The 9,868-nt window shown below is 65.9% G+C and carries 9 protein-coding genes and 1 pseudogene; 9 read left to right on the top strand and 1 reads right to left on the bottom strand.

The genetic code is table 11. The features are described from left to right. Window positions 1–177: 177 nt before the first annotated feature. The 4 genes from grxC (at window position 178) to AUC71_RS16435 (ending at window position 2,784) form a co-directional block, all read left to right on the top strand. The gene (gene grxC / locus AUC71_RS16450; RefSeq protein WP_069625130.1) at window positions 178–477 is read left to right on the top strand and encodes a glutaredoxin 3; all 300 of its coding nucleotides are present in this window, start codon (window positions 178–180) and stop codon (window positions 475–477) included. Next, on the top strand, window positions 474–1,421 hold the full coding sequence (locus AUC71_RS16445) for a carbon-nitrogen hydrolase family protein (RefSeq protein WP_069625129.1): 948 nt from the start codon (window positions 474–476) through the stop codon (window positions 1,419–1,421). The genes grxC and AUC71_RS16445 overlap by 4 nt, the downstream gene beginning before the upstream one ends. Further along, a complete protein-coding gene (locus AUC71_RS16440) occupies window positions 1,348–1,782 on the top strand; it encodes a DUF1178 family protein (RefSeq protein ID WP_069625128.1) in 435 nt (144 codons plus the stop codon). Before AUC71_RS16445 ends, AUC71_RS16440 begins: the two co-directional genes overlap by 74 nt. Before the next feature lie 165 nt (window positions 1,783–1,947). Beyond that, complete coding sequence (locus AUC71_RS16435; protein WP_069625127.1) at window positions 1,948–2,784, top strand: L,D-transpeptidase; 837 nt, start codon at window positions 1,948–1,950, stop codon at window positions 2,782–2,784. Window positions 2,785–2,791: 7 nt separating this feature from the next. On the opposite strand, the gene ubiG is transcribed toward AUC71_RS16435, so the two are convergent. After that, the gene (gene ubiG, locus AUC71_RS16430) at window positions 2,792–3,547 is read right to left on the bottom strand and encodes a bifunctional 2-polyprenyl-6-hydroxyphenol methylase/3-demethylubiquinol 3-O-methyltransferase UbiG (protein ID WP_069625126.1); all 756 of its coding nucleotides are present in this window, start codon (window positions 3,545–3,547) and stop codon (window positions 2,792–2,794) included. Between the two features lie 161 nt (window positions 3,548–3,708). Here ubiG and AUC71_RS16425 point away from each other — a divergent pair, with 161 nt between their 5' ends. From AUC71_RS16425 to AUC71_RS22905, 5 genes and pseudogenes are all read left to right on the top strand, one after another. Next, complete coding sequence (locus AUC71_RS16425) at window positions 3,709–5,007, top strand: aspartate kinase (protein WP_069625125.1); 1,299 nt, start codon at window positions 3,709–3,711, stop codon at window positions 5,005–5,007. 135 nt (window positions 5,008–5,142) lie between these two features. Further along, on the top strand, window positions 5,143–7,347 hold the full coding sequence (ptsP, locus tag AUC71_RS16420; RefSeq protein WP_083238547.1) for a phosphoenolpyruvate--protein phosphotransferase: 2,205 nt from the start codon (window positions 5,143–5,145) through the stop codon (window positions 7,345–7,347). 206 nt (window positions 7,348–7,553) lie between these two features. Further along, a complete protein-coding gene (locus AUC71_RS16415) occupies window positions 7,554–8,543 on the top strand; it encodes a helix-turn-helix domain-containing protein (protein ID WP_069625124.1) in 990 nt (329 codons plus the stop codon). 18 nt (window positions 8,544–8,561) lie between these two features. Next, entirely contained in the window at window positions 8,562–9,650 is a 1,089-nt protein-coding gene (prfA, locus tag AUC71_RS16410) for a peptide chain release factor 1 (RefSeq protein WP_069625123.1), read from the top strand. After that, window positions 9,622–9,868, top strand: a pseudogene (locus tag AUC71_RS22905) (hypothetical protein); the annotation flags it as partial. The gene prfA and the pseudogene AUC71_RS22905, both read left to right, overlap by 29 nt.

The raw sequence follows: 9,868 nt of genomic DNA, 5'->3' as shown, positions 1-9,868 counted from the left end.
CGACGTCATCACCACGGGCGCCACGGCGGAAGCGTGCGCGCGCGTGCTCAAGCGGGCCGGTGCGGCCCGGGTCGATGTCTTGGCGCTGGCGCGCGCCGTGGAGCCGGCCGCTTCGTGCTTTAGGCGCGGCTTTCGCGGAGCCTTGCGCCGGTGCCGATAAAGTCCCAGTTAGCGTTTATGATCGTACTTTACACGACGAAATTCTGCGGCTTCTGTTCCGCGGCGAAGCGCCTTCTGGCCAAGAAGGGCCTCGTCTTCGAGGAGATTGATGTGGGCTTCAATTCTGCCAAGCGGGTGGAGATGACGCAGCGTGCCGGCGGCATGCGCACCGTGCCGCAAATCTTCATTCATGACCGGCATGTCGGCGGTTACAACGAGCTCGCCGCGCTCGATCGCGACAACCAACTCGAGGCGTGGCTCGCCAACGGCCCTGCCGCGTTGCCTGCCGACACCCTCGGGGATCCTTCAGAGCAATGAGCGCATCCTCCGGCACGCCGTTTCGTGCGGCCCTGGTCCAGCTCCGGGCAGGCCGCGCCATCCAGCCCAATCTCGATCAGGCCGAGGCGTTGATCCGCCAGGCGGCACGCGGCGGCGCGCAGTATGTGCAGACGCCGGAGAATACCGCGCTCATGGAGCTCGAACCCGAGCTTGTGTTGAAGCAAGTCCAGCCGGAGGACGAAAGCGTGCCGCTCGCCCGTTTGCGGGCGCTCGCGGGCGAGCTCGGCATTTGGCTTCATGTTGGCTCTCTCGGCATCAAGATCGACGCCGCGCGGGTCGCCAATCGCTCCTATTTGCTGGATCCCCACGGGGAGATCGCCGCGCGTTACGACAAGCTGCATATGTTCGACGTGGATTTGGCGAACGGGGAGTCCTATCGCGAGTCCCAATATTACGGACCTGGCGCAAAGGCGGTCCTGGCGGACCTGCCCTGGGGCCGGCTCGGCATGACGATCTGCTATGATCTGCGCTTCCCGGCGCTCTACCGCGCGCTTGCCACGGCGGGCGCCAACCTGATCGCCATCCCGGCCGCCTTTACCAAGCAGACGGGGCAGGCGCATTGGCATGTGCTGGTGCGGGCGCGCGCCATCGAGACCGGCGCCTTTGTCTTCGCCGCCACGCAAGGGGGCTTGCACGAGAACGGCCGGGAGACGTTCGGGCACTCCATGATCGTGTCGCCATGGGGGGAGATCTTGGCCGAGGCTGGCGAAGACCCCGGCGTCGTCTTCGCCGACATCGATCTTGCACTCTCCGGGGAGGCCCGGGCGCGGATCCCTGCGCTCAAGCATGGACGTCCCTTCGAGATCGAGCTCGCGGGCGCGCGCAAGGCGCTGCGCGGAAGGAGGCGTCGTGATCCGGTTCGCGCTCACCTGCGAAGATGGACACGTCTTCGACGCCTGGTTCTCGTCGGGCGACTCCTATGACGAGCAGACGGAAGCAGGCGTGATCGTCTGTCCCGACTGCGGCAGCGTGGAGGTGCGGAAAGCTCCCATGGCGCCGGCGGTGCTTCGCGGGCGAGGTCAGGCGCCTGCGCCGGAAAACGAATCAGTTGCCCTGGCGGCCGGGAAACAGACCTACGCCTTCTTGAAGGGCCTGCGCGCGCATCTGGAGGCCAACGCCGACGATGTCGGGAAAAATTTTCCGGAAGAGGCCCGCAAGATCCACTACGGCGAAAAAGAAGAGCGCAATATTTACGGCGAGGCCAGCGCGGAAGAGGCTAAGGCCTTGCACGAAGAGGGAATTCCGGCTCTGCCCTTGCCCAAGCTGCCCGAGGAACACAATTAACGGAAAGGCGTTGCCATAGTCCGGTTGCTTTCGGCGGTAACGTCTTGTTTGGGGGCCTCGGGTACAAAAAAGACGCAACTTCTCGCGAGGCACCCTGGTAAAGCCTTGTTGGCCCTGTATTCTGAGGCTGCCGGGCGGTGGTTTGCGTAAACCAGGGAACGAACGATGCGCCTCTCTCTCATGCGACCCCGAAATCTGACCTTTCTCGCGGCTGCCGCTCTCGTGGCAGTCCTGTTTGCGAGCCCCGCAAGCGCCGAGCCCTCCGCCGGTGCCGCAACGACCCCGGACCTCGATCTCAGCGAGCCTTCGGCCCTTGCCGGTCCCCAGGAGCAGGAGGACGCGCTCTCGTCACAGCCGGAGCCGGTGTATCCGGACGGCGAGCCCGACATCGAGACGGTCGAGAGCGACGACGCGGATGAGGATGCCGCGCCGTCCGCCCCCATCGTCGTGGCGAATATCGACAAGAGCCGGCAGGAGATGACCGTCTTCGTCGACGGCGTCGAGACCTACACTTGGCCGGTGTCCACCGGCATTGGCGGCTATTCGACCCCGTCGGGCGAGTTCACCACCAGCTCGATGAACAAGATCTGGTACTCGAGGCAGTGGGACAACGCGCCCATGCCGCATGCCGTGTTCTTCACCAAGAAGGGGCATGCGATTCATGCCACCAATGAGACGAAGAAGCTCGGTAAGCCCGCGTCGCATGGCTGCGTGCGGCTGTCTCCTAAGAACGCCGAGACCTTCTTCAATCTGGTCAAGGAGACCGGGCTGGAGAACACCCAGGTGGTGCTCACGGGCGAAACGCCCGGCGGCGAGTACAAGATCACACAGCCTCAGCGCGACAACCGGCGCCGGGACCCCTATTACGACCGCTACGGCTATTACGAAGAGCAGCCGCCGGTTCAGCGCCAGCGCCGCCGACTGTTCCAGCCCTATTATCAGGCGCCGCCGCAGCAATATCAGCAGCAGCCGCGCCGCAAGCGCTGGTTCTTCCGCAACTAGCGGGGGACTAGCCGGCCTTCTTCGTCGCCGTGACGAAATAGTTCACGTCGGTGTCGCGCGAGAGGCTCCAGTGGTCGCCGAGCGGGTCGTAGACCATGCCGGTCGTATCGGAAAGGCTGAGACCGGCGCCGCTCAAGGCAGCCTTCAATTCGTCGGGCCTGACGAAACGCTCCCATTGGATGGTGCCCGCGGGGACCCAGCGCAAGATGTATTCGGCGCCGACGATGGCCAGCGCATAGGCTTTGAAGGTGCGGTTCAGGGTAGAGAGGATCACGAGGCCACCGGGCGCGACCAGGGGGGCGATCCGCTTCAAGAAGGCCGGGACGTCCGGCACATGCTCGACCACTTCCAGCAGCAGCACCGCGTCGAATTGACGACCTGCTTCCGCCAAGGCCTCCGCGGTCGTCGCTTCATAGGCGATCTGGAGGCCGGCGCCGCCGGCATGGGCCTTCGCCGCTTCGATCGTCTCTTCGGCCGGATCGATGCCGGTGACCTCGGCGCCGAGACGGGTCAAGGGCTCGGCGACAAGCCCACCACCGCAGCCGATATCGAGCACGCTTAAGCCCGTGAGGCTCGGCGGCGCCTTGGGATCCCTCCCGAAATGGGCGCAGAGCCGGTCGCGGAGATAGGTGAGGCGGGTCGGGGTGATCTTGTGGAGCGGCCGGAACGGGCCCTTCTCGTCCCACCATTCGTCGGCGAGCTTGGCGAAGCGGGCGACCTCGTCGCGATCGAGCGTGGCGGAATTGGTGGGGGCCGCGGTCATCGGGGCATTGGCCGCGTCGCTTGGGTGCCTGTCAAGACGCGTTCCCCGCTCCCTCTTTAGAGGGAGGGACACATGTTGCGGCGGTGAGCCCTTATCAGTAGAAAGAGCCGAATTTGCCGGCCGGTCCAGAAGAAGGGCCGGCCCTCTTGTTGTGAGCAGCCATGTCCTTGCTGGTGTTGAAATTCGGCGGCACGTCGGTGGCCGACCTCGAGCGCATCCGCAACGTCGCCGCGCATGTTAAGCGCGAGGCGGACGCCGGGCATGCCTGCGCCGTGGTGGTCTCGGCCATGGCCGGGCAGACCAATCAGCTCGTCTCTTGGGTCGAAGAAGCCTGGGGCTACAAAGCGCGCAGCCAGAACGGCGCGGAGGCTTCCGCCCTCTACGACACGCGCGAATACGATGCCGTGGTCTCTTCCGGAGAGCAGGTCACCTCCGGCCTTTTGGCGCTGGTGCTCCAGGCCATGGGCGTCAACGCCCGGTCCTGGCAGGGCTGGCAGATTCCGGTCCGGACCGACGCGGCGCACCGGGCGGCACGCATCACCGGCATCGACGTGATCGAGATCAAGGACCGCATGCTCGCCGGCGAGGTGGCGGTGGTCGCCGGCTTTCAGGGGATCGCGCCTGGAAACCGGATCGCGACCCTGGGCCGGGGCGGCTCGGACACGAGCGCGGTGGCTTTGGCGGCTGCCCTCCAGGCTGATCGCTGCGATATCTATACGGACGTGGACGGGGTCTACACCACCGACCCCCGCGTGGTGCCGAAAGCGCACCGGCTGGACCGCATCTCCTACGAGGAGATGCTAGAAATGGCCTCGCAAGGAGCGAAGGTGCTGCAAACGCGCTCCGTGGAGCTCGCCATGCAAAAAGGCGTGCGCGTGCTGGTGCGCTCCAGCTTCGAGGCGCCGGACCTCCCCGGTAACGGCAATGCCGAGACGGGCGAGGGGATCGGGACACTTGTTTGCCATGAGGATGAGATCGTGGAGCAGAACGTCGTCAGTGGAATTGCTTATGCGCGGGACGAGGCCAAGGTGACCCTGCTCAAGGTGGCCGACAAGCCGGGCGTTGCGGCGCAGGTCTTCGGCCCTTGGGCCGATGCGCATATTAATGTCGACATGATCGTGCAGAACGTCTCCGAGGACGGACGCTCCACCGATCTCACCTTCACGGTGCAAAGCGCCGATCTCGACCGGGCGCTCGAAGTCTTAAGGAAGGCGAAGGACGCCATCGGCTATCTGGACCTGCGCGGCTCGACCGATATCGCCAAGGTTTCCGCCATCGGCGTCGGAATGCGAAGCCATGCGGGCGTCGCCGCGCAAATGTTCAGCGCGCTTGCCGAAAAGGGCATCAATATCGAGGCGATCTCGACCTCCGAGATCAAAATCAGCGTGTTGATCGATGCGGCTTATGCCGAGCTTGCGGTGCGAACTTTGCATTCCCTATTTGGGCTGGACGGCCGCTAGGGGCCAAAAAGGGGCTAAGCTGGGCTTCGATCTCTAGAAGGCTCGGTCGGGCCGCGGAAGCGGAGGCCGGGAACTTATTGCCATGCCTGCGTCAGTTGGTGCTCCAAGACAGATGCTCCGCCGCCTCGGGAGGTGATGGCGGAGCATGAGAGCGCGCAGGCGCGCCTCGACAAGGTGGTGATGCTGATCGCCTCCAATATCGTGGCCGAGGTGTGTTCGCTCTATCTGCGGCGCCGCGACGGGTCGCTGGAACTGGTCGCCACCGAGGGCCTGAACCCGGGCGCGGTTCACAACACGCATCTGAAGCCCGGCGAGGGTCTGGTGGGCCTCGTCGCCGAGCAGGCCGAGCCGAAGCAGTTCGCCGATGCCCAGCACCATCCGGCCTTCTCCTATCGGCCGGAGACGGGGGAAGAGGCCTATCACTCCTTTGTCGGCGTGCCGATCCTGCGCGGCGGTCACACGATCGGCGTGCTGACCGTGCAGAACCGCACCATGCGCCAATATGGCGACGAGGAGGTGGAGGCGCTTCAGACCACGGCGATGGTCATCGCCGAGACGCTGGCTGCGGGCGGCATCGTGTCCGACGAGGTCACCGCCGAGACGCGCCGCGATTCCAATGCGCGCTTCATGGGCCAGCCGATCTCCGAAAGCGTCGCGCTGGGCCATGTCGTGTTGCATGAGCCGCGCATCGTGGTGACGCGGCTGATCGCCGAAGACGTGGATCTCGAGCGGCGGCGGCTGCAACAGGCCATCGAGGAACTGACCGGGCAGATCGACGACATGATGGAGCGCGGTGACCTTGCCCGCGCCGGCGAGCACCACGAGGTGCTCGAAGCCTTCCGGATGTTCGCGCATGACCACGGCTGGCGGCGCCGTCTCGACGAGGCCCTGGCGACCGGCCTCACGGCGGAGGCCGCGGTGCAACGTGTGCGCAACGACACGCGCGCACGCATGCTGCGTATGCCCGACCCGCGGTTCCGCGACCGTCTTCACGACATCGACGATCTTTCGAACCGGCTGCTGCGTTTTCTGTCCGGCGGCACGGAGACCGCGGCGACGGGGAGCTGCCCGAGGGACGCCATCGTCATCGCGCGCACCATGGGACCGGCCGAATTGCTGGATTACGACCGGCAGCGCTTGCGCGGCCTCGTACTCGAGGAAGGCGGCGTCAACAGCCACGTCGCCATCGTGCGCCGCGCGCTCGGCATCGCCGCCATCACTCAGTGCAAGGGCGTGCTGGAAGCCGTGGAGCAAGGCGATGCGGCGATCGTCGATGCGCAAGGGGGCGAACTGCATCTCCGGCCCACGCAAGAGGTGATCTCCGCCTATTCGGACAAGGTGCGTTTCCAGGCGCGGAAGCAGGCGCAATACGCGGCCTTGCGCAACGTGCCTGCCATGACGCTGGACGATCAGCGGGTCGGGCTTCACATCAATGCCGGCCTTCTCTTCGACTTGCCGCATCTCGATCAGTCCGGCGCCGACGGTATCGGGCTGTTCCGCACCGAGCTTCAGTTCATGATCTCCTCGACCTTCCCGCGGCTCGATCAGCAGACGCGGCTTTACAAGTCGATCCTGGATTCGGCGGGCAAGCGGCCGGTGGTGTTCCGCTCGCTCGACGTCGGCGGCGACAAGGTCATTCCCTATTTCCGCGCGGGCGCGGAGGAGAACCCGGCGCTCGGCTGGCGGGCGATCCGCATGGCGCTCGACCGGCCGGCTCTGTTCCGCACGCAGATCCGGGCGCTCTTGCGCGCCGCCCAAGGGCGCGAGCTGCGCGTCATGCTGCCGATGATTTCCGACGTGTCCGAGTTCGAGACCGCGCGCGGATTGATCGACCGCGAGCTCACCATCCTCAAAAAGCATGGCCGCACGGAGCCGACCAAGCTGATGGTCGGGGCCATGATCGAGGTGCCGGCGCTGCTATGGCAGCTCGACAGCCTGCTTCCTTTGGCGGATTTCGTCTCGGTCGGCTCGAACGATCTGGTGCAGTTCCTGTTCGCCGCGGATCGGGGCAATGACCGCGTGTCCGGTCGGTTCGACGCCCTGAGCCCCGCGGCGCTGCGGGCGTTTCGGCAAATCGTGCTCGCGGCGGACCGGCACGGCACGCCGCTGACTTTGTGCGGCGAAATGGCGGGCAGGCCCCTTGAGGCCATGGCGCTGGTGGGGCTTGGGTTCCGCTCCATTTCCATGGCGCCGGCTTCGGTCGGGCCGGTCAAGGCCATGGTTTTGTCGCTGGATGCGGAAAATCTGCGCCGCAGGCTGGATACGCTGCTCGAAGAGCGGAAAACCTCCCTTCGCGAAGATTTGAAGCGCTTTGCCGCCGAAACCGGCGTGCAGATTTAGGGCACGCGGGCGAGAAGGTCTGCACCCCCTGCGCCGATATGGTAATCTCGCCAAGACTTGCAAACTCATCGTCATTGGGCTTGTGTTAGCAGGGGATTTCGGGAGATGGGATCGGCCGAGCGTGGGGCGCTGGGCCGCTTGCGAGGACCAAAGGACCCGCTGCCGGATACCGGCTGGCGATGTCTTCATATTCACAGGATTAGGAAATGCCTGCCGGCTATGATGCGGAAGTGGCCGAGCTCTTTCGGGACCTCAGGGTTGCCAGCAACCTCACCGAAACGGACCTCGCCCAGCGGATTGCGACACCGATCGAGGTGGTCCAAGCGCTCGAACAGGGCGCGATTTATGCGCTGCCGCCGTGGCCGGAGACCTGCCGCGTGGTCAACGCCTATGGCACGCTGCTCAATCTCGACACGCGCCCGCTGCTCCGGCGCATCTACGCGCAGCTTGAAGCCGGTATCGTCGAACTGAGGCCAAAACCCATGCCGGATGTTCCCGTCATGGCGCCGCAATCCGGCGCGGCCGGGTATGGCGGCAACGCGGGGCAGGCCCCCCAACCGCCGGCCATGCCGCAGCCGCCGGTTTGGCCGAACGGTCAAGGCACGCCCCAACAGAACGCCACGCAGCCGCGGTCGCCGCAGCCTCAGGCGCCGCAGCCTCAGGCACCACGTCCGCAAGCCCCCCAGCCGCAAGCACCCCGGCCCCAAGCTCCGCAGCCACAAGCCCCGCAGCCGCAAGCGTGGCCGGGAGGCGCATCGCAGTTTCCGCAAAGCGCGCCCGGTGCTGCTCCGCCTCAGGCGCCGCAAGCGCCCGCGTGGCCCAATGGACCGCAAGCGCCTCAAGCCCAGCCCCGGCCCTATCCGCCCGAGCCGCAGGGGTATCAGCCGCCGTCTCAAGGTTATGCGCCCGAGCCCGGCGGCTACGCGCCCGCGCAGGCGGAAGCGCCGGCCCACGAAGACGCCATGTTCCTGGGCGAGCCGGAGACCGAGGCCGAGCCGAAACAGAAGAAACCGGCGCTTCTCAAATGGGGCATCGGCGCGCTTGTTGCGGCCGTGGTCCTGGTTGGCCTATGGATGGCGCTTGGCGACTCCTCGTCCGATACGGGGTCGTCCTCCGGCTTCAACACTTCGGACCCGGTTCTCGATCCGGACGATCCGCGCAGCCGCAAGGCTGACCGGCTTCCCAACAATTTCTAGGCTTTCCCGCCTCATCACATGACGACCATTCCCGCCGAGAAGCTCGACAAGCTCGTCGCCCGTTGGCAGGCCGTGCAAAGCGAGCTCGCCACCCGCGCCGACCAGGAAAGCTATGTGCAACTCTCCCGGGAGTTCGCCGAGCTCGATCCCATTGTGGCGACGATCAACGCCTTGCGCGAGGCGCAGCGTGAGCGGGACGGGCTGCAAGAGATCATCGACGATCGCGGCTCCGACCAGGCGATGAAGGATCTCGCGTGGGAAGAACTCGGCGAGCTCGATGAGAAGATCGAGGCATTTGAGCGTCAGTTGAAGGTGCAGCTTCTGCCCAAGGACGACGCCGACGAGAAAAGCGCCATTCTCGAATTGCGCGCCGGCACGGGCGGGGACGAGGCGGCGCTGTTCGCCGGCGATCTTTTCCGCATGTATCAGCGTTTCGCCGACCGGCATGGCTGGAAGGTCAATGTCATGTCGGCGAGCGAATCCGCCACCGGCGGGTATAAGGAAATTATCGCCAATATCACCGGCAAGGGCGTGTTCGCGCGGATGAAATACGAGTCCGGTGTGCATCGGGTGCAGCGCGTGCCGGAGACGGAGGCGCAAGGGCGCATCCACACCTCGGCGGCGACGGTGGCGGTGCTGCCCGAAGCCGAAGAGGTGGACGTGCAGATCGACGAGAAGGATCTGCGCATCGACGTGTTCCGGGCGAGCGGCCGGCGGCAGTCGGTGAACACGACCGACAGCGCGGTGCGCATCACCCATTTGCCGTCAGGGCTTGTCGTGATCCAGCAGGACGAGAAGTCCCAGCATAAGAACCGGGCCAAGGCCATGAAGGTGCTGCGCTCGCGCCTTTACGACCTGGAGCGGGCCAAGCTCGATGAGGAGCGGGCCCAAGACCGGCGCAGCCAGATCGGCTCCGGCGACCGCTCGCAGCGCATCCGTACCTATAATTTCCCGCAAGGCCGGGTGACGGATCACCGGATCGGGCTGACCACGCACCAATTGCACATGGTGCTGGCGGGCGAGCCGGCGCTCGACGAGATCATCGACGCGCTGATCACCGAGGACCAGGCGAACCAGCTTGCCGCCATGGAAGAGCACGTGTCGTGACCACGACCCTCGCTCTCGCTCGGACCCTCGATGCGGCCCATGTCGCGGCGCGCGGGCATTGCGGGACGGGGGTATCGGCACGCCTGCGCTCGATGCGCGGGTGCTCCTCTGCCATTCCACCGGGCTGTCTCACGAGGCGCTGATCGCCCACGGAGGCGAGCCGCTTCCGCCCGCGGCGGCGGCGCGGCTGACCGGCTATCTGACGCGGCGGCTCGCGG

Origin of the sequence: Methyloceanibacter marginalis (assembly GCF_001723295.1) — a bacterium.
Classification (GTDB): Bacteria; Pseudomonadota; Alphaproteobacteria; order Rhizobiales; family Methyloligellaceae; genus Methyloceanibacter; species Methyloceanibacter marginalis.
The sequence above is the reverse complement of the archived record's forward strand: the minus strand, read 5'-3'. Positions and strand labels throughout refer to the sequence as shown.

Bases quoted from the DNA above. Each gene is read 5' to 3' on its own strand.
- grxC (WP_069625130.1), top strand. From the start codon at position 178: ATGATCGTACTTTACACGACGAAATTCTGCGGCTTCTGTTCCGCGGCG.
- AUC71_RS16445 (WP_069625129.1), top strand. From the start codon at position 474: ATGAGCGCATCCTCCGGCACGCCGTTTCGTGCGGCCCTGGTCCAGCTC.
- AUC71_RS16435 (WP_069625127.1), top strand. From the start codon at position 1,948: ATGCGCCTCTCTCTCATGCGACCCCGAAATCTGACCTTTCTCGCGGCT.
- ubiG (WP_069625126.1), bottom strand. From the start codon at position 3,547: ATGACCGCGGCCCCCACCAATTCCGCCACGCTCGATCGCGACGAGGTC.
- AUC71_RS16425 (WP_069625125.1), top strand. From the start codon at position 3,709: ATGTCCTTGCTGGTGTTGAAATTCGGCGGCACGTCGGTGGCCGACCTC.
- ptsP (WP_083238547.1), top strand. From the start codon at position 5,143: ATGGCGGAGCATGAGAGCGCGCAGGCGCGCCTCGACAAGGTGGTGATG.
- AUC71_RS16415 (WP_069625124.1), top strand. From the start codon at position 7,554: ATGCCTGCCGGCTATGATGCGGAAGTGGCCGAGCTCTTTCGGGACCTC.
- prfA (WP_069625123.1), top strand. From the start codon at position 8,562: ATGACGACCATTCCCGCCGAGAAGCTCGACAAGCTCGTCGCCCGTTGG.